General features: G+C 66.2%; 18 protein-coding genes and 2 pseudogenes. 4 read left to right on the top strand and 16 right to left on the bottom strand.

All coding sequences use genetic code 11. The annotated features are described in order from the left end of the window. Nucleotide 1: 1 nt before the first annotated feature. Together P0Y43_RS16955 and P0Y43_RS16950 are read right to left on the bottom strand one after the other, a co-directional pair. The gene (locus tag P0Y43_RS16955) at nt 2-880 is read right to left on the bottom strand and encodes a c-type heme family protein (protein ID WP_275638424.1); all 879 of its coding nucleotides are present in this window, start codon (nt 878-880) and stop codon (nt 2-4) included. 18 nt (nt 881-898) lie between these two features. Beyond that, the gene (locus P0Y43_RS16950) at nt 899-1747 is read right to left on the bottom strand and encodes a hypothetical protein (RefSeq protein WP_275638423.1); all 849 of its coding nucleotides are present in this window, start codon (nt 1745-1747) and stop codon (nt 899-901) included. A gap of 268 nt (nt 1748-2015) precedes the next feature. On the opposite strand from P0Y43_RS16950, the gene P0Y43_RS16945 reads away from it, so the two are divergent. Continuing rightward, entirely contained in the window at nt 2016-2531 is a 516-nt protein-coding gene (locus P0Y43_RS16945; protein ID WP_275638422.1) for a DUF3455 domain-containing protein, read from the top strand. Nucleotides 2532-2551: 20 nt separating this feature from the next. On the opposite strand, the gene P0Y43_RS16940 is transcribed toward P0Y43_RS16945, so the two are convergent. The 3 genes and pseudogenes from P0Y43_RS16940 to P0Y43_RS16930 form a co-directional block, all read right to left on the bottom strand. Beyond that, the gene (locus P0Y43_RS16940; protein ID WP_275638421.1) at nt 2552-3880 is read right to left on the bottom strand and encodes an OprD family porin; all 1329 of its coding nucleotides are present in this window, start codon (nt 3878-3880) and stop codon (nt 2552-2554) included. A gap of 434 nt (nt 3881-4314) precedes the next feature. Continuing rightward, nucleotides 4315-5675: pseudogene (gene glpT, locus P0Y43_RS16935) on the bottom strand (glycerol-3-phosphate transporter). Between the two features lie 213 nt (nt 5676-5888). After that, nucleotides 5889-6848 (bottom strand): ribonuclease Z, encoded by a 960-nt coding sequence (locus P0Y43_RS16930; RefSeq protein WP_275638419.1) that lies wholly within the window; start codon nt 6846-6848, stop codon nt 5889-5891. A gap of 379 nt (nt 6849-7227) precedes the next feature. On the opposite strand from P0Y43_RS16930, the pseudogene P0Y43_RS16920 reads away from it, so the two are divergent. Beyond that, nucleotides 7228-7759 (top strand): annotated as a pseudogene (locus tag P0Y43_RS16920) (hypothetical protein). Nucleotides 7760-7823: 64 nt separating this feature from the next. Here P0Y43_RS16920 and P0Y43_RS16915 read toward each other — a convergent pair. From P0Y43_RS16915 to P0Y43_RS16875, 9 genes are all read right to left on the bottom strand, one after another. After that, the gene (locus P0Y43_RS16915; RefSeq protein WP_275638418.1) at nt 7824-8459 is read right to left on the bottom strand and encodes a hypothetical protein; all 636 of its coding nucleotides are present in this window, start codon (nt 8457-8459) and stop codon (nt 7824-7826) included. 95 nt (nt 8460-8554) lie between these two features. Continuing rightward, nucleotides 8555-9043, bottom strand: a complete 489-nt coding sequence (locus P0Y43_RS16910; protein ID WP_275638417.1) for a DUF2878 domain-containing protein — start codon at nt 9041-9043, stop codon at nt 8555-8557. A gap of 2 nt (nt 9044-9045) precedes the next feature. Then, nucleotides 9046-10305: an SAM-dependent methyltransferase gene (locus P0Y43_RS16905; protein WP_275638416.1), complete on the bottom strand. Its 1260-nt coding sequence runs from the start codon at nt 10303-10305 to the stop codon at nt 9046-9048. Continuing rightward, nucleotides 10280-11092 carry a DUF1365 domain-containing protein gene (locus P0Y43_RS16900; RefSeq protein ID WP_275638415.1) on the bottom strand — a complete coding sequence of 271 codons (813 nt, stop codon included), beginning with the start codon at nt 11090-11092 and terminating at the stop codon, nt 10280-10282. The genes P0Y43_RS16905 and P0Y43_RS16900 overlap by 26 nt, the downstream gene beginning before the upstream one ends. Continuing rightward, nucleotides 11089-12336, bottom strand: coding sequence for an NAD(P)/FAD-dependent oxidoreductase (locus P0Y43_RS16895; RefSeq protein WP_275638414.1), 1248 nt, complete (start codon nt 12334-12336; stop codon nt 11089-11091). Before P0Y43_RS16895 ends, P0Y43_RS16900 begins: the two co-directional genes overlap by 4 nt. 4 nt (nt 12337-12340) lie before the next feature. After that, nucleotides 12341-13093: an SDR family NAD(P)-dependent oxidoreductase gene (locus P0Y43_RS16890; protein WP_275638413.1), complete on the bottom strand. Its 753-nt coding sequence runs from the start codon at nt 13091-13093 to the stop codon at nt 12341-12343. Beyond that, nucleotides 13090-13512 carry a nuclear transport factor 2 family protein gene (locus tag P0Y43_RS16885; RefSeq protein WP_275638412.1) on the bottom strand — a complete coding sequence of 141 codons (423 nt, stop codon included), beginning with the start codon at nt 13510-13512 and terminating at the stop codon, nt 13090-13092. The genes P0Y43_RS16890 and P0Y43_RS16885 overlap by 4 nt, the downstream gene beginning before the upstream one ends. Before the next feature lie 171 nt (nt 13513-13683). Beyond that, complete coding sequence (locus P0Y43_RS16880; protein WP_275638411.1) at nt 13684-14307, bottom strand: dihydrofolate reductase family protein; 624 nt, start codon at nt 14305-14307, stop codon at nt 13684-13686. A 108-nt stretch (nt 14308-14415) separates the two neighbouring features. Next, nucleotides 14416-15573, bottom strand: coding sequence for a PD-(D/E)XK nuclease family protein (locus P0Y43_RS16875; RefSeq protein WP_275638410.1), 1158 nt, complete (start codon nt 15571-15573; stop codon nt 14416-14418). A gap of 171 nt (nt 15574-15744) precedes the next feature. Between P0Y43_RS16875 and P0Y43_RS16870 the strand changes: the two genes are divergently transcribed. After that, nucleotides 15745-16557, top strand: coding sequence for a crotonase/enoyl-CoA hydratase family protein (locus tag P0Y43_RS16870; protein ID WP_275638409.1), 813 nt, complete (start codon nt 15745-15747; stop codon nt 16555-16557). 46 nt (nt 16558-16603) lie between these two features. Then, nucleotides 16604-17434 (top strand): NAD(+) diphosphatase, encoded by an 831-nt coding sequence (gene nudC, locus P0Y43_RS16865; RefSeq protein WP_275638408.1) that lies wholly within the window; start codon nt 16604-16606, stop codon nt 17432-17434. Here the strand turns inward: nudC and P0Y43_RS16860 are convergent. After that, a complete protein-coding gene (locus tag P0Y43_RS16860; RefSeq protein WP_275638407.1) occupies nt 17402-18181 on the bottom strand; it encodes a TSUP family transporter in 780 nt (259 codons plus the stop codon). The two genes, nudC and P0Y43_RS16860, sit on opposite strands and share 33 nt — an antisense overlap. A gap of 92 nt (nt 18182-18273) precedes the next feature. Continuing rightward, a complete protein-coding gene (locus P0Y43_RS16855; protein ID WP_275638406.1) occupies nt 18274-19509 on the bottom strand; it encodes an NADH:flavin oxidoreductase/NADH oxidase family protein in 1236 nt (411 codons plus the stop codon). Nucleotides 19510-19593: the final 84 nt, after the last annotated feature.

The raw sequence follows: 19593 nt of genomic DNA, 5'->3' as shown, positions 1-19593 counted from the left end.
GTTATTCTTCGAGCATCTTCATGGCGCTGACCAGGCTGGTGCGCATGCGCACGAACGACTGGCCCATGCGCGCCAGTTCGTCGTGGCCGCTGACATCCATCTCCGGCACGTCGTCCTCGCCCAGGCTGACCCGGTCGGCCAGCGCCGACATCGCCCGCAGGCGGCGGATGACGAACAGGTGGACCATGACGTTCAGTGCGCAGAACAGGAACACGAACACCCCCAGCAGCGACAGCATGAAGGTGTGCAGCAGCTCGCTGGCGCGTTGCAGCGGCACCGCCAGCGGCACCGAGACCAGGCGCGCGCCGATGATTTCGTTGAGCTTCCAGCCGAAGCCGTTGTGCGGGCCGTAGCGGTCGACCACGGTTTTCGGCGCGGTCTCCGGCGTGGTGTGGCAGGCCAGGCAGGCCGGGTCGGTGATCTGGATCGGCTGGGCGACGAACAGCGCCGGGCCGTTGCCGTCGGCGCGCTCGCCGATCAGCTCCTGGGTGTCGGGCTTGCCGCGCAGTTGCTCGACCACCTCGGTTTCCCAGCCGGTGGCCTTGTTGCGCGGGTTGGTGGGGTTGAGGGTGGCTTCCTTGTAGAGGAAGTCGGGGTAGGCCTTGAGCAGTTGCTGGAGCTGCTCGGTGGCGGCGAAGGAGGGGATCGACTGCGGCAGGAACTCGAACTTCAGGCGGTTCTCCAGCAGCGGCACGATCTGCTCGGCGGTGTAGGTGCTGCTGGCGCTGGCCGCGCCCATGAGCATCCGCGCCTTGTCCAGCGACTCTTCGCGCGCGCTCTTTTGCAGCAGGTAGTGGGCGAACAGGCTGCTGGCGATGAAGCCGACGATGAAGACGGCCAGGAACACCAGGTTGAAGCGTACCGCCAGTGTCAGTTTCATGAGGGCTCCTGGGTGGCGTCAGTGCGCGGCGTTCTTGCGTTCGAAACGGTACAGCGCGGTTTCCCAATCCAATGTGCCGCCGAAGCGCTGCACCACGGCCTGGCGGAAGGCGGGGTCGGCCAGGCGCGGCGAGAAGCGCGTGGCCAGCGAGGCGCCGTTGGGTTTCAGCGGGCCGAGCAGCAGGGGGCTGGCGTCGGCGAAGGTGACTTCGCGCAGCTTGTTCAGCGGGTCGCTGGCGGCCTTGCGGCGGGCCACGCTGGGCAACGGGTCGAAGAACGCCGGTGGCATCGCGCCGATGAATTCGCCACTGGGGCGGCCTGGGCTGCCCTGCGGGCCTTGGCCCTTGGCCTGGGCATATTCCTCGCGGCGCAGTACTTGTTTGGCGGCGTCGCGCGCGGGTTGGCGCGGGTCACGCAAGCTGACCGTGCCGTCTTCGACGAACACCTCGGTGCCGCTGGCGGCGGCGTGGATGACGCTGGCGGCCTTGCTGGCGTCGAGGGCCAGGTTGGTGGTGGTGACGCGCAGGTTGCCCTGGGGCACGCCGGGTAGCGGTTGCAGTTTCAGCCAGCCTTGCAGAAGACCGAGGTGGGTGGTGTTGCCGGCCTGTTCAAGGTACAGGCGAGTGTTGGGGCCGAGGGCGACGCGGGTGCCGGCGAGTTGGTCGATGAGCAGGCCCGCGCTGCCGGTCTCGAGGTAGTCGGTGCTCTTCAGGCCAGTGCCGGCGCTGGCTTCGTACAGGGTGGTGGCGCGGATCAATTGCACGGGTTTTTCCGCCACGGTGATCACCCCGAGGTTGGCGGGGGCGGCGAGCAGTGGCGGGAGGTGCAGCAGGCCAGCCAGGAGGGTGAGGAGCGCGGTTCTGTTCACGGTTCGGCCATCGGGGGGGGCGGAGGGGGATGCTGGGAATGAGCGCAGGCTACCGATTCGCGGGGGTTTGGGAACGTCATTTTTTTCTATGTATTTCAATGAGATGGATTGAATGAAGTCATGGAATAAAAGGGGCGGGGTGGGTGTTTTCGTCATGGGCGCGCGGGTTTTTCGTTGGCCTTGCGGGCCCTATCGCGGGGCACAGCGGGAATAAACGGGCGGGCTGGCTTGTTGTGTACAGGTCTCCATCGTCTACAGGCAAACCACCATGCACCCGACCTCACGCACCACCCCGCAACGCCGCCGCGCCTTCCTCGGCGTCTGCGCCCTGGCCGTGCCGCTGCTCGCCGGCGCGGCACCGGCCAGCTTCACCGTCGCGCCCGGCAAGGCCGAGATCCTTACCGTGCAGGCGGTCGGGGTGCAGATCTACGACTGCCGCGCCGATGAAACCGGGCAGTTGAAATGGATGTTCCGCGAACCCTTGGCGACCCTCACCGCTGCCGGCAAGACCGTTGGGCACCACTTCGTCGGGCCGTCCTGGGAGATGGTCGATGGCAGCCGGGTGACCGGCAAGGTGGTGGCCCAGGCGCCCGGCGTCGGTGAGCGGGATATCGCGTTGTTGCAGCTGGACGTGGACAGTCATCAGGGGCAGGGCGTGCTGGCCTCGGTGGACGAGGTGCAGCGCCTCGATACCCAGGGTGGCAAGTTTGCCGGTGGCTGTACGCAGGAGGGCGCGCTGCACGTTGAACCGTACAGCGCGCGGTATGTGTTTCTAGGGCGATGAGGCCGGCGCCGACGCAGCGGTCAGAGGATCGACAGCGGGTAGTCGACGATCACCCGGAACTCGTTCACATCGCCCTCGGCCTGGTCGGCATTGCCCCGGTGGATCGCCTCGCGCAGGCGCACCGAGAGGTCCTTGGCCGGGCCGGACTGCACCACGTACTTGACCTCCAGGTTGGTCTCGTGGTGCTTGCCGTCTTCGCCGTAGCCATAGCCCAGGTACTTGCTGTTGTCGGCCATCTTGCTGCCGTCGATGCCGTGGCCGTTGACGTAACGCGCCATGAAACTCAGCCCCGACACGCCGAAGGTGCTCATGTCCAGGTCGTAGCGCACCTGCCATGATTTCTCTTCGGGCCCGTTGAAGTCCGAATACTGGATGGAGTTGGCGAGGAAGATCGAGTCGCCGGTGTCGCCGGGGCCGTTGACGCCGAAGGCGACGTAGTCGAAGGGCGTGTCGCCGTGGACCTTCTGGTAAGCCAGGGTGAGGGTGTGCGCCGAGAGGAAGCTGTAGGCGGTGGAGAACGACCAGGTGGTGTTGCTGATCGAGCCGGCCTCGGCGCGGCCGTCGTCGTGGGTGCGGTAGAGGTTGAAGTCGAAGTTCAGCGACTGGTCGTCGGCCAGCGGCAGGGTGTAGTTGGCGTTGCCGTAGTACTGCCGCCAGATGTCCTGCAGCTTGGAGCCGTACAGCGACACCGACAGGGCATCGCTGACCGCGTACTTGCCACCGACGAAGTCGATGCTGTCGGCCTCGATGTTGGCATAGGAGGCCCACAGGCCGTGGTCGCCGTTGGTGGTGACCGGCCCGTTGCCGCCGGTGAAGTGGCCGGCTTCCAGGTCCAGGTCCTTGATCTCGCTGCTGAGCAGGTTGAAGCCGGTGGCGGTTTGCGGCAGCAGGCGCGTGCCGCCGGCGGCGAACACCGGTGCGGTGGGTTGCAGGTCGCCCCAGCGCAGTTCGGTCTTGGAGATGCGCAGCTTCAGGGCGCCCCCGGCGCGGCCGTAGTCGTCTTCCGGCGAGCCGTTGTTCCTGACGGGCAGGTTGCCGGTGCCGGAGGTGCCCTTGCCGCCGTCGAGCTTGACCGCCAGGTGGCCGAACGCCTCGACGCCGAAGCCCACGGTGCCCTGGGTGAAGCCGGAGCTGTAGTTGAGGATGAAACCTTGGGTCCAGTCGCGGCGGTCCGGGCCTTGCGACTTGCCATCACGGTTGAAGTAGTAGTTGCGCAGGCGGGCGTTCAGCTCGCTGCCTTCGAAGAAGCCCTTGGCCTCGGACTGGCTCGACACGGCTTCGGCGAACGCGGCCTGCAATGGCGCGCAGAACAGCGCCGCGCTCAGCATGGAAAGTCGGAATGGCGACATGTCATACCCCTTGATTGGAATTGTTGGGCAGGTCTCAATGTGAAGGCTGTTGTTCTTGGAAGGGTGTATCCGCTATCGATACAGGCCCACTTAGTAACAAATGCCGCGCCGCGCGTGCCATTGTGTTTCGTTGATAATCGAAATCACGGTTTTTGATTGAAACATTGGCCGTCGAGGGGGCTAGAATCGGCCCCGATAAAGTTTTCGTGCAGCCAGGACCCTCAGCCTTGAGCGGTCGCCTGGGTGCACTCCACTTTATCGCCCTTTGGTTTTTTGCCGCCTGTATTCAGGCGGCTTTTTTATGCCTGATAGAGGGCTAACAGCTATCTCTGAAAACGCTCCGTTATTCGCCGGCAACTTTCCCGGCGTCGAAAACAACAAGGCCGGTGACAATTACTGTCACCGGCCTTGTTGTTTTCGCGGTTATCGCCGTATCAGCGGATCACGCCAGCGCCTCGCGGCTGCTGCTGGCAGACTGGGTGTGGCGCAGGGTTGGCAGCAGGAAGGCGATGGCCAGCACGCACGCGGCCACCAGCATCACGAAGCCACCGTCCCAGCCGAAGTGGTCGACGGTGTAGCCCATGGCGGCGCTGGCGGCCACCGAGCCACCCAGGTAGCCGAACAGGCCGGTGAAGCCTGCGGCGGTGCCGGCCGCTTTCTTCGGTGCCAGCTCCAGCGCTTGCAGGCCGACCAGCATCACCGGGCCGTAGATCAGGAAGCCGATGGAGAACAGCGCGATCAGGTCGACGGTCGGGTTGCCCGGTGGGTTGAGCCAGTACACCAGGGTGGCGACGGTCACCAGGGCCATGAACACGATGCCGGTCAGGCCACGGTTGCCGCGGAAGATCTTGTCCGACATCCAGCCGCACAGCAGGGTGCCAGGGATGCCGGCCCACTCATAGAAGAAGTACGCCCACGAGGTGGTGTCGACGGTGAAGTGCTTGGCTTCCTTCAAGTAGGTCGGTGCCCAGTCGAGCACGCCGTAGCGCAGCAGGTAGACGAAAACGTTTGCCAGGGCGATGTACCACAACATCTTGTTGCGCAGGACGTACTGCACGAAGATCTGCTTGGCCGAGAACTCCTGTTCGTGGCTTTCGTCATAGCCTTCCGGGTAGTCGTTCTTGTATTGCTCAACCGGTGGCAGGCCCACCGACTGCGGGGTGTCGCGCATGGTGGCGAAGGCGAATACCGCGACCAGCACGGCCACGGCGGCAGGCACGTAGAAGGCGGCATGCCAGTCGTTGGTCCAGCCCAGGCCCAGCAGGAACAGCGGGCCGATCAGGCCGCCGCCGACGTTGTGCGCCACGTTCCATACCGACACCACGCCGCCGCGCTCCTTCTGCGACCACCAGTGCACCATGGTCCGCCCGCTCGGCGGCCAGCCCATGCCCTGGGCCCAGCCGTTGATGAACAGCAGCACGAACATGATCGTTACGCTGGAAGTGGCCCAATGTGCGAAACCGAACACAAACATCACCGCCGCCGACAGCAGCAGGCCGAAGGGCAGGAAGTAGCGTGGGTTGGAGCGGTCCGAGACCAGGCCCATGAGGAACTTGGACAGGCCGTAGGCGATGGCGATGGCGGAGATGGCCACGCCCAGTTGCCCGCGGGTGTAGCCCTCTTCCTCGATCAGGTAGGGCATGGCCAGCGAGAAGTTCTTGCGCAGCAGGTAGTAGCCGGCGTAGCCGAAGAAGATCCCGGCGAAGATTTGCCAGCGCAGGCGGCGGTAGGTGCTGTCTACGCGATCGTCGGACAGGGGCGCCCGATGCACGGCAGGGCGGAAGAAGGCGAACATGGGTGTGAAGCTCCAGCGTTGTTGTAGGTATGCGAAAGCGAATATTACATTTTCGATACAGAAAAAATATCGATTTTTTGGGACTTGAGTGTTTGTTTTTGAACGTGGTGGTTGCGAGGGCTCTATCGCGCGGCCAACCCGCTCCCACAGGTACAGCGCTGTACTTAGAGCCGGTGGTGAGCCTGAGCGGGCTTGCCCCGCGATGGCGTCGGTTCAGACCACCTCGACCAACAGGCCGTCACGCCCCAGGTGATAGCGCCGCAGGTCCTGCGCCAGTACTAATTCACCGTGGTAATGCGCCAGCGCCTCCCTGCGCACATCGTCGATGTGCGGGCTGCGCCGTGGGTCGCCCTGGTAGCGCGCGCTGAAGTGGGTGAGCACCAGGTTGGCGACGCCTGCGTCCTGCGCGAAGCGCGCCACCTCGGCGGCGGTGCTGTGGCCGAAGGTGACCCCGGTGCGTTCGACCACCGGCGTGGTGAAGGTCGCCTCGTGCACCAGGACATCGGCGCCCCGGGCCGCTTCGGCGAGCAACGCGGGCTGGTCGTTGTCGCCGCAGACGATGATGCGCCGCGCTGGCCGCGTAGGTCGCAGGTAGTCCTGGGGCAACAGCGTGTGCCCGGCATGCGCCACCTGCTCGCCCCGTGCCAGCGCGCCCCACAGCGGGCCGCGGGGGATGCCGTCGGCTTGCAGGCGCTGGGTGTCCAGGCGTGGGTCGGGGTTGCGCTCGGTGAACACGAACGCGTGGCTGGGCACGCGGTGCGACAGGCGCACGGTCCTGACGTCCACCGTGTCGTTGCGCCAGCCGTCGAGGGTTTCGACGCTGTGCAGGTGCAGCTCGAACGGCAGGTAGGTCTCGCTCACCGCCAGGCTCAGGCGCAGCCAGTCGTGCAGGGCGCTGGGCAGCACCAGCGCCAGTGGCTCGCTGCGCCCGGACATGCCGGCGCTGGCCAGCAGGCCGGGCAGGCCGAAGCAGTGGTCGCCGTGCACATGGGTGATGAAGATCGCGCGCAGGTCGCGGATCGACAGCGGCGTGTGCAGCAACTGATGCTGGGTGGCTTCGCCGCAGTCGACCAGGTACCAGCCGCTGCCGCTCGCCTCGATCACGGCGGTGGCGCTGACGTTGCGAGTCTTGGTCGGTATACCGGCGGATGTGCCCAGGAACAGCAGGTCCATGGGGAGGGCTCCTTGTCTAGGTGTTGCTATTGTACGGGAGGCTGATACCAGGCACATGCCACAGGAATCGAGCAAACCCGGCTAGGCCCCCTTACACCGGACTTTCACTCCGATGCCTGCCACCCCCAGCTACGCCAAACGTTTCTCCGTCTACCCGCTGCACCGCGAGTGGCTCGGGCAGTGGCGAGGCGCTGCGCGACCAGCCGTTGCTCTTCCATTACCTGGACGTGCACCCGGAAACGCCGGTGGAGCGGTGGCGCGCTGACATTTATCTCCCGCTGCAGTGAGGCAGAGCCCTGGGCATCGGGTTTTCCCGGCTTGATGGCCATAGGCCATAACCGCATAATCCCGGTCCCTTTCCCTCACGCAAGGACCTGCCGTGAACAAGCGTTACCTGCTCCTTCCTGTTTTCGCCCTGCTGCTGCAAGGCTGCGGTGTGACCATGACCCGTTACGAGCCGAACTACCAGAACGTGCAGCAGCTCAAGCAGAGCGCGCCCTTGCAGTCGCTGCGCGATACGCAGGTGCAGGCCGACGCCGGGCAGGGTTCGCTGTTCGTGCGCATGAACCCGATCTCTTCGCCCAGTGGCAGCATCCCGCTGCACGTGCAGCAGGCGATCAACGAAGAGCTGCGCCGCGCCGGCCGCCGAGCGGCAGTTGCAGGTGCAACTGGTGAAGAACGCGCTGAATTCGGGCGTGGCCAATGGTCATGGCGAGCTGGCGGCGCGGTTTACCCTGCGCAAGGGTGACCAGGTGCTGTACGACGCCACCAAGGACGTCGACCGTGAGTGGAGCAGCAGCTTCTTTGGTTTCATCGCCATTCCGGCGGCGGCCAACAACTACAACCCGATGCTGCAGGACCTGCTCAAGTCGCTGTACAGCGACCCGCAGTTCATCCAGGCGATGAAGTAAGGCGAGGGTATCCGGGGGCGAGCCCGCACCTACAGGGGCGGCCCTGTAGGTGGCGGGCTGTCCGTCAACCGCGCGGGAGGGGGTTGTCCAGCGCCGAGTACTTGATCCGGTTGTTGTCGACCCAGGTCTTGAGCAGCGCGTTGACCTGGCGGCCGAAGGTGTCGGTCACCGCCGCTTTCGGGGTGTTGCCCATCAGCGGAATGAACCAGATGCCGATCCAGGTGCTGATCGCGTCATGGTTGCTGTTCTTGGCCAGGGTCTGGCCGTGCTCGTCGAGGCTTTCCAAGCTCATGGTGTACTGGTCGGTGCCCACGGCGGGAATGACCCCGAAGGTGAAACCACTGATGAACCCGAGGATCATCGCACCACCACCTGCCGGGTGGTTGTAGACCTTCAGGCGCAGGCTCTGGTCGCCCGGCTGCTTGTCGAACTCATCCAGCGTCACCCGGCCGAACAGGCCCGAAGCGGCCAGCACGCGTTGCAGTTCCGGCTTGAGCTGTTCGCGGGCTTGCGGCACTTCGTTGGCCGAGGCGTTGCCTGGCTCGCCCACATAGAAGTCGAAGTCCACGTAGATGTTCGGTTTGTTGGCGTAGGCGGCCATCGAAGGCAGGGTCACGGGGGCGACTTCGTCCTTGGTGAAGCTGGCGCAACCACCCAGCGTCAATACCAGGGCCAGGCCCAGGCTTTTTGCGTATCGCATGTCGACTTCCTTGAGAATTTGGCGGGTGCTCGCGCAGGCGCGGCCGGCGGATTCTAAAGGTATTTGGATGATGGCAAAAGAGTGGCCTCAGCCTCTCAGCGTGCCGCCGCCAAACGCAGGCATAGCGGTAGCCACAGTGCCCACAGCAGCGCCAGCAACACTGAAGTGGCCAGTGTGCCCAAGGGCAGGCCGACGCCCGTCAGGGCCGCTCCGGCGAGATAGGCCGGTGGCCCGCCGCACAGTCCCAGCAGGGCGCCACGCCATGCCGGCTGGCGCGCCCAGGCCAAGCTGTGGCGCAAGCCGCTGGCGAGCACCAGCCACAGCAACGCCAGCCACACGGGCAAGGGGCGCTGGGCGAAGTCGAACACCCCGAACAGGCCGAGACTGGCATCCAGCAGGCAGCCCAGTAACCCGACCCGCAAGACGGCGCCCAGCTCTGCGGCGCGGCGCGGGCTAAGCCACAGGTGCAGCAGCAGGCCCGCCAGCACTGCCAGCAGCAGCCACGGGTAACGCGCGCCAAGCACGCAACCCCACCAGCCGACCTGCAGCCACAGGGCGTTGCCGAGCAGCCAGGCCCGGCGCACGGTCAGTGGCCGGGCAAAGGCGCGCGACGTGCCGCCGGCGCCGCCCAGAGCAGTTGCGCGACGCCGATGGCACGCTCCTCGAAGCCGCCCTGGCAGTAGCACAGGTAGAACTCCCAGAGGCGCTGGAAGCGTTCGTCGTAGCCCAGTTCCAGCAGCGCCGTGCGGGCCTGGCGCAGGTTGTCGCGCCAGTGCCCGAGCGTGCGCGCATAGTCCTGGCCGAAGTCTTCCATCCAGACCAGGTTCAGTGCCGTCTGCCGGCTGGCGGTGTCGAGCAGCACGCTCAGCGAGGGCAGGGCGCCGCCGGGGAAGATGTAGCGCTGGATGAAGTCCACCGAGCGGCGCGCCTGGGCGTAGCGCTGGTCGCGGATGGTGATGGCCTGCAGCAGCATCAGGCCGTCGTCCTTGAGCAGCGTGGCGCATTGGCGGAAGTAGGTGGGCAGGTAGCGGTGGCCGACCGCCTCGATCATCTCGATCGACACCAGCTTGTCGAAGCGCCCGCGCAGGTCGCGGTAGTCCTGGCGCAGCACCTGGATGCGCGAGGCCAGGCCCAGGCTGCGCACCCGGTTCAGGGTATGGCTGTACTGGGCTTCGGAGAGGGTGGTGGTGGTGACCCGGCAGCCGAAGCGGGTGGCGGCATGGATCGCCAGGCTGCCCCAGCCGCTGCCGATCTCCAGCAAGTGGTCGTCCGGTTGCAGGTCGAGCCGCTGACAGATGCCTTCGAGCTTGTTCAACTGGGCCTGCTCGAGCGGTTGGTCGGCGCTTTCGAAGCGCGCCGCCGAGTACATCAGCGTCGGGTCGAGCAGGCGTTCGAACAGTGCGTTGCCCAGGTCGTAGTGGGCCAGGATGTTGCGCCGCGCACCGCGCCGACTGTTGCGGTTGAGCCGGTGCAGCAGGCGCAGGGCCGGGCGACCCAGGCGCGCCAGGCCGCCTTCGAGGGCGTCGAGAACCTCGAGGTTGGCGACGAACAGGCGGGTCACCGCCGCCAGGTCCGGGCTGCGCCAGTAACCCTGGATGTACGCCTCGCCGGCGCCGATCGAGCCGTTGCTGGCCACCAGTCCCCAGGCGGCGGCGTCCAGCACTTCGACCTCGGCCTGCAAACCGCTGGCGCTGTCGCCAAAGCTCCATTGCTGGCCCTTGCACAGCAGCCGCAGGTGGCCATGGCGCAGGCCGCGTAACTGCGCCAGCACCGCGGCACGGGCCAGGTTGCCGAGCAGCGGTGCAAGGCCAGCGGTCTTGCTAACGCTCAGGGTGGGTTGGGACATGCTCGGGCTCCTCTACAACGTGGTGGCCGAGGCGCACATCGCCCTGGCTGGGGTGGTGGTCATGCATCGGGGTGCGCTTGAGCAGCAGGCGCAAGGCCTGCCAGTAGATGGCGCCAAGGGTGCGCAGGCTCATCCAGGGGAAACTCAGCAGGTGCTGGCGCAGGGCCGCGGCATTCAATGGCTGGCGACGCAGGGCGAGGTCGGCTTCGAATACCTTTACCCCGTCTCGGTGGTTTTCCATGTGGATGCGCACGTGGTCAGCCTCGACAGCGAAGCGCATGCGGTAGTGCATTTCTGCTGGCAGGAACGGCGAGACATGGAAGGCCTTGGCCACGCTGAACGTCCCGGGTTGGCCGGGCTGCGCCGGCAGCACGTAGTGGAAGCGCTCGCGCCAGGGCGTGTTGCGCACTTCCAGGAGGATCGCCGCCAACTGGCCGTCATGGGCATGGCAGAAATAGAAACTCACCGGGTTGAACGACAAGCCCCAGCTACGCGGTTGGGTCAGCAGGTGTATAGGGCCTTGCGGCACGTCGTCGAGCGCCTCGGCGAGCACCGCCCGCACCGCCTCCTTCAGGCCCAGGCCATGGCGGGTCCAGGCGGGCAGGTAGTCGCTCGGGCGCCAGCACAGCGGTGCCAGGCGCGCGGCCTTGAGCAGGGGGGAAAGCGTCAGCAGTTGCGGTTGTTCGTCGAGGTCCAGGTAGAGCATTCCCAGAGGGTAGCGAAAGCTGTGGGCGCGCAGGCTGAAGCGCCGATGGCTGACCCAACCCCGGCACAGGCCGCTGTTCATGGCCGCTCTCCGAACAGTTCGGCCACGCGCAAGGCGCTGACCACGCCGTCCTCGTGGAAACCGTTGGCCCAGTACGCGCCGCAGAAGTAGCTGTGCCGTTGGCCCTGGAGTTCGCCCTGGCGGGCCTGGGCGGCGACGGCGGCCAGGCTGTATTGCGGATGGGCATAGTCGAAGCGTGCCAGCACCTTGGCCGGGTCGACGGCGCTGCCCTGGTTCAGGCTCACGCAGAAGGTCACCGGCGCTTGCAGGCCCTGGAGGATGTTCATGTCGTAGGTCAGGGCGGCCGCTGCATCGGCTGCACCGCCGAGGCGGTAGTTCCAGCTGGCCCAGGCCTTGGGGCGGCGAGGTAGCAGGCGGGTATCGGTGTGCAGCACGACCTCGTTGCTGGCGTAGCCGATGGCGCCGAGCACCTCGCGTTCGGCGAGGCTTGGGGCGTCGAGCAGGGCCAGGGCCTGGTCGCTGTGACAGGCGAAGACCACGCGGTCGAAGCGTTCACGCCCTGCGGGGCTGGTCAGTGTCACTCCGCCGTCGTCGCGTTCGACCCGGCTGACCGGGCAGCGGGTGCGAATGCGTTCGGCGAAGGGCCGGCAAAGGGGCGCCAGGTAGCTGCGCGAGCCACCTTCGATCACCCGCCATTGCGGGCGATGGCTGACCGAGAGCAAGCCGTGGTTGGCGAAGAACCGCACGAAGAATTGCAGCGGAAAACCCAGCATGTCGGCCCGCGACATCGACCAGATCGCCGAGCCCATGGGCACGATGTAATGCTCGATGAAACGCTGCCCGTACCCCTCGGCGCGCAGGTAGTCGCCAAGCGTGGTGGTGGCCTCGATGCGTTGCCGCTCAAGGTCTGCTGGCGCCTGGCGGTTGAAGCGCAGGATGTCTCGCAGCATCCCCCAGAACCCCGGTGAAAGCAGGTTGCGGCGCTGGGCGAACAGGCTGTCGAGGTTGTGGCCGTTGTATTCCAGGCCGCTGGCCGGGTCGTGCACCGAAAAGCTCATTTCGGTGGGACGCGAGGCGACGCCGAGCTGGTCGAGCAGGCGGATGAAGTTCGGGTAGGTCCAGTCGTTGAAGACGATGAAACCGGTGTCCACGGCATAGCGCTGGCCCTGCCAGTCGACGTCGACGGTGTGGGTATGGCCGCCGACCCAGTCGGCGGCCTCGAACACGGTGACCGCGTGGCGGCGCGCCAGCAGGTGCGCGCAGGTCAGCCCGGAAATGCCGCTGCCGATGATCGCGATATCCATGGCGTCACTCCTGCGCCGGGCGCGCCAGGCGCCGGCCCAGGGCCAGGCGCCAGCGCGCCGGCAGGGCACCGAGCAGGCGCAGGACGATGATGAACAGGGTCGGGAAGCGGATCTCCAGCGGCCGGCGTGGCAGGCGTTTGGCGATGTATTGGGCGGCGCGCTCGGCGCTCCACAGCACCGGCATGGGGAAGTCATTGCGCCGGGTCAGCGGGGTGTCGACGAAGCCTGGGCTGACCAGGGTGACGTCGATGCCTTCGGCCTGCAGGTCGATGCGCAGGGATTCGACCAGGTAGCGCAGTGCGGCCTTCGACGCGCCGTAGGCGCCGGCGCGCGGTAGCGCCAACCAGGTGACCGAGCTGCCGACCACCACCAGGTGCGGGCGCTGGCCTCGACGCAGCAACGGCAGTGCGGCCTCCAGGCAATGGCTGGCGCCGATCAGGTTGGTGCGCACCATGCGCTCGACCGTCGCGGCGTCGAACTGGCCTGGCTCCAGGTATTCGCAGGTGCCGGCATTGAGGATCACCACGTCGAGCGCACCCCACGCCTGCTCGATGCCACGGACCATGTCGGTGACCTGTGCGGCTTCGGCAATGTCGCCGACGGCCAGCAGGGCTTGGCCTGGGTAGCGTTCGACCAGCCCGTGCAACGCGCTCGCCCGGCGCCCGCCCAGCGCCACCTGATGACCCGCCGTCAGCAATTGGCTGGCCAGGGCGGCGCCGATGCCGCTGCTGGCGCCGGTCAACCAGCACCGGCTCATGCCAGCCGCCTTTTCAGCCAGCCGATCACTGCGCCGAGCACCGGCACATGCTCGTAGAGCAGGGCGCCGGCATCGAAGTAGTCCTGGTGGTGGTAGACGCGCTCTTCCCAGCGCAAGTGGCTGCAGCCGTCGAGGCGGATCAGCTGGCCGCGGGCCAGGCGCGGGTGGCGGAAGTACAGGGTCCAGCGCAGGTAGCCTTCGCCGGGGGCGGTCTGGTCGGTGGCGTGGATGTCGTAGCGGATGTCGTGGGCGTTGGCGTAGAGCTGCTCGAAATAGGCGCGCAGGGCGGGGAGGCCGTCGAACTGGTGCAGCGGGTCGCGGAACTGCACGTCCGTGGTGTAGAGGGTGCCCAGGCCGTCCAGGGAGGCCGCGTCCAGCGTGGCGAAGCGATTGGCGAACTGGGTGAGGAACGCTGACATGAACGGCTCCGTGAAGTTGTACAAAAAACTGTTTTTGTACAGGTCTTCTTGAAGCCTATGCTTAAAATTGTACAAGTCAAATTATTTGTACAGGTTTGGGCCGGCCGGGTGTCAGTGCCGGCCTCATCGCGGGGCAAGCCCGGTCCTGCAAAGACCGCGCTGGAACCTATTTCACGGCAAGGCAAAACTCCCGGTCCGCACCTCACCTTCCTTGACGTAACGGGCGATCACCACCCCCGTCGATGACACCACCGACTCCGCCAGCTCGAACGCCAGCGGCTGGGCTTGCTCATCGAACAGCCGCTGGCCGCGCCCAAGCAGCAGTGGATGAATCAGCAAGCGCAGTTCGTCCACCACTCCCGCAGCCAGCAACTGCTGCACCAGCTCGCCGCTGCCCTGGGTCAGCAGCGTGGCGCCGTCTTGCTGCTTGAGCGCTTGCACCGCCGCCACCGGGTCGGCGCCCAGCACATGGCTGTTGCGCCAGTCGAGTGATTCGGGCCGGTGGGTGGCGACATGCTTGGGCACCTGGTTGAACAGTTCGGCGAGGCCATGGTCGGGCGAGTCGCTTTTCACCCTGGGCCAGTGGCCGGCAAAGATGTCGTAGGTGCGCCGCCCCAGCAGCAGTTCGAACGGCTGGCTGAACAGCGCCTGCATGGCCTGGCCGAAGGCCTCGTCGGCATAGGGCACGATCCAGCCGCCGAAGCGGAAACCGCCACGGGTGTCTTCCTGCGGCCCGCCAGGCGCCTGCATGACGCCATCCAGGCTGATGAACGCGGCAACGATGAGTTTACGCATGGAGCTTCCTCTCTCGAGTTGGGTTCAAGGCAAGGGTGTGTGCAGGGTAGTCGAACGCCAGCCAGCGGAATCGACAGCCGCCTGGCGTTTGTTTGCCGAGGGTTGCGCTCAGTGCCCCGCAGCGGCTCGGTCGACCAGCGTGTGCACTTGTCGCCAGAGCTGGTACAGGTCGTCGGCCATGCGCTCGGCGGCCTGCGCCCGGCGGGGGTCGTCGAGCAGGGTCAGGAGGTCTTCCTCGGTGGGATCTTTCATGTTCAGGCCAGTGGTGTAGCGCCATAGTTGGCCGTTGTTGCTGAGGCCGTTCTTCTCCAGCACATCGGTCAGCTCGCGCAAGCGTGCGTGATCGTGGGGGTGGGCCTGCATGTCGCAGTACAGGCCGCAATAGAAGCGATGGTTGAGTTCCAGGTAGACCGAGCTGTTGAGTGTGCCCAGGTCGTAGTACAGGCCGTAGTAGCGATTCTGCGTGGCATTGCTGTAGTACCGCTCGATCGCCTCGGTGGTGGCGTAGTTGTCTGGGGCAGGCAGGTCCTCGTACTTGTGCTTCACCGCGCGCACCACGTCCTGCCAGAGCGCCAGTTGCAGGTCTTTGAGTGTCTCTGTGTAGGCCCTTTGCAGGTCTTTCACCAGCAGCAGGTTGTTGTCCTTGCGCAGGGTCTGCTTGAGCATGTCCATGTAGATTCCACCTTGGTCGGTGCGGGTCAGTTTGCGGATGAGGTCGATGTACTGCAGCAGGCTTTCACGCACCGCCGCTTCGCGTATCACCCAGGGTTGGCAGTGTTCCAGCCAGGGCAGGATATCGGCGGCATAGCCGACCCGCAGGTAGTCGATGCCAGAAGCGCTGTGCTCGTCGGCGTCACGGCCATCGAGGGTCAGGTAAAGGGTGGTGATGTCCTGGTAGCCCTCTGCCCGCAGGGTCTGCGTATAGCGCAGCAATTGGCTGTCCTGGTCCTTGGCGTGGATCTTGTTCTCGATGATCAGCGCCTGGCGCTGTGGGTTGCGCACGAGGATGTCGATGTTGCGGTATTCCAGGGCCACCGTGGCCTGGCGGCAGTCGAAGCCTTCGATGCCCAAGCGCTCGAGCAGCCACAGCAGCGGCTTGGCCCCAGCCCCATGGGCACCACGGGGGTCGAGCAGGAAGGCCACGTAGCGTGAATGCAGGCGCACTTCATCCGTGCCGCTGCGCAGCAGGGTGAACAGGTTGAAGCCGGGAGGGCGATGGTGTTCGGCGCGCAGCCGGGCGGCTTGGTGGATCAACGGGGTGGGCAAGGGAGCGTTTCCTTCTGCTCGTGATTTCGAACGTTGATTGTATTTGGCCGTTATCGAGCCGCCCACCCGCCCAGGGCCATCGGTGCGCAGTCCCGCTTTTGGCACATGTGCAGCCTTGCGGGTGCGCTATAGTCCGGCGCTGTGAACCCTTTCACCACAGGAGTGCCGCACGTGACCGAATACACCGCGTTCAAGGTCGAATTGACCGACAACATCGCCCACGTACAGATCAACCGCCCGGAAAAGATCAACGCGATGAACGCCGCCTTCTGGGAGGAAATCATCGACATCTTCCAGTGGATCGACGACACCGACGCTGTGCGCGCGGTGGTTGTCAGCGGCGCGGGCAAGCATTTCTCCTCGGGCATCGACCTGATGATGCTGGCTTCGCTGGCCGGCCAGATGGGCAAGGACGTCGGCCGCAATGCGCGGCTGTTGCGCAAGACCATCCTGCGCCTGCAAGGCTCGTTCACGGCCGTGGACAACTGCCGGAAGCCCGTGCTGGCGGCGATCCAGGGTTACTGCATCGGCGGCGCCATCGACCTGGTGTCGGCCTGCGACATGCGCTACTGCAGCCGCGATGCGCAATTCTCGATCAAGGAGATCGACATGGGCATGGCCGCCGATGTCGGCACGCTGCAACGTTTGCCGCGTATCATCGGCGACGGCATGATGCGCGAACTGGCCTTCACCGGGCGGATGATCGATGCCGAGGAGGCGCTGCGCATCGGCCTGGTCAACCGGGTATACGACGACCACGCCGCATTGCTCGACGGAGTCTTTGCCATTGCCCGGGAAATTGCAGGAAAATCGCCCATCGCCGTGGCGGGCACCAAGGAGATGCTCAGCTACATGCGTGACCATCGCATCGACGATGGCCTGGAGTACATCGCCACCTGGAACGCCGCGATGCTGCAATCCGAAGACCTGCGGGTCGCGGTGGCGGCCCACATGAGCAAACAGCAACCGACGTTCGCCGACTGAGCCTGGCCTGGGCCCTGCGGCGCACGCGCCTGAAAGGATCCGAACCATGTCGTCACGCTGGACTACCGCAGTACTCGACCCGCAGATCACCGGCGGCTGGGCCGTCGCCCGCAGCTCGGCGGGGTTCCTGGTGGACGACAACGGCGCGCTGTTCCCGCGCGACTGGCTCAAGCGCCAGGACCTCGACGTGCTGGCCGAGCACGGTATCGGCCACTTCGATGGCCAGCCGGTGTTCCTGCTCGAACTGCGCGGCGCCAGCGAGGTGAATGGCTGCAGCTGGCGCGGCCTGCGCTCGTTCATGCTCGAAGGCGACTTCGACACCTATAAGCTGCTCGGCTATGCCGCGCAGATCGGCACCTGGGCCCGCGAGCACCGCTTCTGCGGCAGCTGTGGGCAGGCGATGACGCAGATCCGCTGGGAGCGAGCGATGCATTGCCCGGCCTGCGACCTGCGCAGCTACCCGCGCATCTCGCCGAGCATGATCGTGCTGGTCACCCGTGGCGACGAGATCCTCCTGGCGCGCTCGCCGCGCTTCGTCACCGGCGTGTACAGCACCCTGGCCGGCTTCGCCGAACCGGGCGAGTCGGCCGAGGACTGCCTGGTGCGCGAGGTGCGTGAGGAAGTGGCGGTGCAGGTGAAGAACATCCAGTACGTGGGCAGCCAGTGCTGGCCGTTCCCGCACTCGATGATGCTGGGCTTCCATGCCGAGTACGCGGGCGGCGAGATCGTCATGCAGCCGGATGAGATCGAGGACGCCCAGTGGTTCAGTGTGCATGCCTTGCCGCCGCTGCCGGCGGGCAGGTCGATCGCCCGTTACCTGATCGACCTGTACGTCGCGCGGCGCTTAGGCTTGCCCGAACCAGTGCTGCCACGCTAGGCGCACGGTCAATGCCAGCACCACGGTGATGAACACCGGGCGGATGAATTTGCTGCCGCCACTGATCGCCGTGCGTGCGCCGAAGAAGGCGCCGACCATCACCGACAGGCCCATGGCCAGGCCGACGATGTAGTCCACCTGCCCGGAAATGACGAACACTGTCAGTGCCGCGATGTTGCTGACGAAGTTCATGCTGCGCGCCACGCCGCTGGCACGCACCAGGTCGATGGGGTAGAGCAGCAGCGTGCTGACCGTCCAGAACGCGCCGGTGCCTGGGCCGGCGACGCCATCGTAGAAGCCCAGCGTGAAGCCTTGCGGGAACTGCCACTTTTTCTTGATCGGCGCGTCGGCATCCAGTGGCGCCTTGGGCGTGCCGCCGAACAGCAGGTACACGCCACAGGCGAAGACCACCACCGGCAGCATCTTGTTCAGCCATTCGGCCGGCAGGTAGTGGGCGATGGTCGCGCCGAGCAGCGCGCCGACCAGGGTGCCGAGCAGCGCGCGGCGCCACTGCGCGGGGTGGAACAGCTTGCGCCGGTAATAGGTGAAGCCGGCGGTGGCCGAGCCGAAGGTCGAGCTGAGCTTGTTGGTGCCCAGCACCAGGTGCGGCGGCATGCCGGCGGTGAGCAGGGCGGGAGTGGTGAGCAGCCCGCCGCCGCCGGCGATGGCATCGATGAAACCGGCGACGAAAGCCACTGCGGCGAGGATCAACAGGATGTGGGGTTCTACGGTGAGTTCGAAAGGCATGGGGTGTCGTGCTGGATAGGCAGGGCGCGGCAAAAGGCCGCGCCAGAGCCACACATGGTAATCCTGGCAGGGTGGTGGCTGCCAGTCACACCTCAGGCGCTAGGGCGCCGCCCGACCCAGCGTCGATATTGGCGGGCGCGGCGCAGGGTGCACAGTTGTTGCAGGAGCAGTGCGCGCAGCGGCGACACGCCGGGCTGCGGTGCCTTGCCCTGGCTCAAGCGGCGCAACTGGAACTTCACCGTGGCCATGTTGGCCAGCGAGGCCATGACCTTGTTCTTCCAGCTGATCGGCGCCAGGTTCGGCGCGGGCTCCTGGCCTCGCTGCCAGGCATTCGGCAGGCCGGGCTCGAGGGCCAGCGCGGTGCCGATGCCGACCATGGCCACGCCGCTGTCGAGCACCTGCTGGGCCACCGGGCGCCGACGGATACCCCCGGTGACCATCAACGGCATGCGCGCACTGGCCTGGATATCGCGGGCGAAATCGAGGAAGTAGGCTTCGCGGGCCAGGGTGCGGCCATCGCGTGCCTCGCCTTGCATGGCCGGGGCCTCGTAGCTGCCACCGGAGAGTTCGACCAAGTCGACCGCCTGTTGGTTGAGCCACTGCACCACTTGGCGGGCGTCCTCGGCGCTGAAGCCGCCGCGCTGGAAGTCTGCCGAGTTCAGCTTGACCGCCACGGCGAAGCCGGGCGCCACCCCCGCGCGTATCGCCTGGACGATGCGCAGCAGCAGGCGCGCACGGTTTTCCAGCGAACCGCCCCATTGGTCGGTGCGGCGGTTGCTCAGTGGCGAGAGGAACTGGCTGAGCAGGTAACCGTGCGCGGCATGGACCTGCACGCCGCTGAACCCCGCCTGCTCGGCCAGTTGCGCGGTACGTGTGAAGCGCTCGATGACCGCTTCGATCATTGCCTCGGTCATCGCCTTGGGGGTGGCGAAGTGGCGTGACATCGTGCCCAGCTCCAGCGGCACGGCCGAAGGCGCCCAGGTCGACTGGCCGAGGTTGGCGGCCATCTGCCGGCCAGGATGGTTGATCTGTAGCCAGAACTGCGTGCCGTTGCGCCGGCCGGTGCTGGCCCAGCGGCGGAACTTGTCCAGTTGCTGGTCGTTTTCCAGGACCACCCCGCCGGGGCCGGTCATGGCGCGGCCGTCGACCATCACGTTGCCGCTGATCAGCAGCCCGGCGCCGCCTGCGGCCCAGGCCTGGTACAGCCGGATCAGGCGTTCGGACGGGGCCTGGTCGGCGTCGGCCAGGTTTTCTTCCATGGCGGCCTTGGCGATGCGGTTGGGGATCTGCGTGCCGTTGGGCAGGGTGAGCGGGGCGAACAGGGTCATGGGGGGAGCCTCGGGGGTCAGGTGCGAACGAGGCTATCGTTGAAGTCAGGTTGAAGGTCAAGGGGCCCAATCACGGGGCACGCC

The organism is Pseudomonas entomophila (assembly GCF_029193575.1).
GTDB classification, from domain to species: Bacteria; Pseudomonadota; Gammaproteobacteria; order Pseudomonadales; family Pseudomonadaceae; genus Aquipseudomonas; species Aquipseudomonas entomophila_G.
The sequence above is the reverse complement of the archived record's forward strand: the minus strand, read 5'-3'. Positions and strand labels throughout refer to the sequence as shown.

What these genes read in the sequence shown, in the direction of transcription:
- P0Y43_RS16955 (WP_275638424.1), bottom strand. Translation starts at nt 880, where the DNA reads ATGAAACTGACACTGGCGGTACGCTTCAACCTGGTGTTCCTGGCCGTC.
- P0Y43_RS16945 (WP_275638422.1), top strand. Translation starts at nt 2,016, where the DNA reads ATGCACCCGACCTCACGCACCACCCCGCAACGCCGCCGCGCCTTCCTC.
- P0Y43_RS16940 (WP_275638421.1), bottom strand. Translation starts at nt 3,880, where the DNA reads ATGTCGCCATTCCGACTTTCCATGCTGAGCGCGGCGCTGTTCTGCGCG.
- P0Y43_RS16930 (WP_275638419.1), bottom strand. Translation starts at nt 6,848, where the DNA reads ATGGACCTGCTGTTCCTGGGCACATCCGCCGGTATACCGACCAAGACT.
- P0Y43_RS16915 (WP_275638418.1), bottom strand. Translation starts at nt 8,459, where the DNA reads ATGCGATACGCAAAAAGCCTGGGCCTGGCCCTGGTATTGACGCTGGGT.
- P0Y43_RS16905 (WP_275638416.1), bottom strand. Translation starts at nt 10,305, where the DNA reads ATGTCCCAACCCACCCTGAGCGTTAGCAAGACCGCTGGCCTTGCACCG.
- P0Y43_RS16900 (WP_275638415.1), bottom strand. Translation starts at nt 11,092, where the DNA reads ATGAACAGCGGCCTGTGCCGGGGTTGGGTCAGCCATCGGCGCTTCAGC.
- P0Y43_RS16895 (WP_275638414.1), bottom strand. Translation starts at nt 12,336, where the DNA reads ATGGATATCGCGATCATCGGCAGCGGCATTTCCGGGCTGACCTGCGCG.
- P0Y43_RS16890 (WP_275638413.1), bottom strand. Translation starts at nt 13,093, where the DNA reads ATGAGCCGGTGCTGGTTGACCGGCGCCAGCAGCGGCATCGGCGCCGCC.
- P0Y43_RS16885 (WP_275638412.1), bottom strand. Translation starts at nt 13,512, where the DNA reads ATGTCAGCGTTCCTCACCCAGTTCGCCAATCGCTTCGCCACGCTGGAC.
- P0Y43_RS16880 (WP_275638411.1), bottom strand. Translation starts at nt 14,307, where the DNA reads ATGCGTAAACTCATCGTTGCCGCGTTCATCAGCCTGGATGGCGTCATG.
- nudC (WP_275638408.1), top strand. Translation starts at nt 16,604, where the DNA reads ATGTCGTCACGCTGGACTACCGCAGTACTCGACCCGCAGATCACCGGC.
- P0Y43_RS16860 (WP_275638407.1), bottom strand. Translation starts at nt 18,181, where the DNA reads ATGCCTTTCGAACTCACCGTAGAACCCCACATCCTGTTGATCCTCGCC.
- P0Y43_RS16855 (WP_275638406.1), bottom strand. Translation starts at nt 19,509, where the DNA reads ATGACCCTGTTCGCCCCGCTCACCCTGCCCAACGGCACGCAGATCCCC.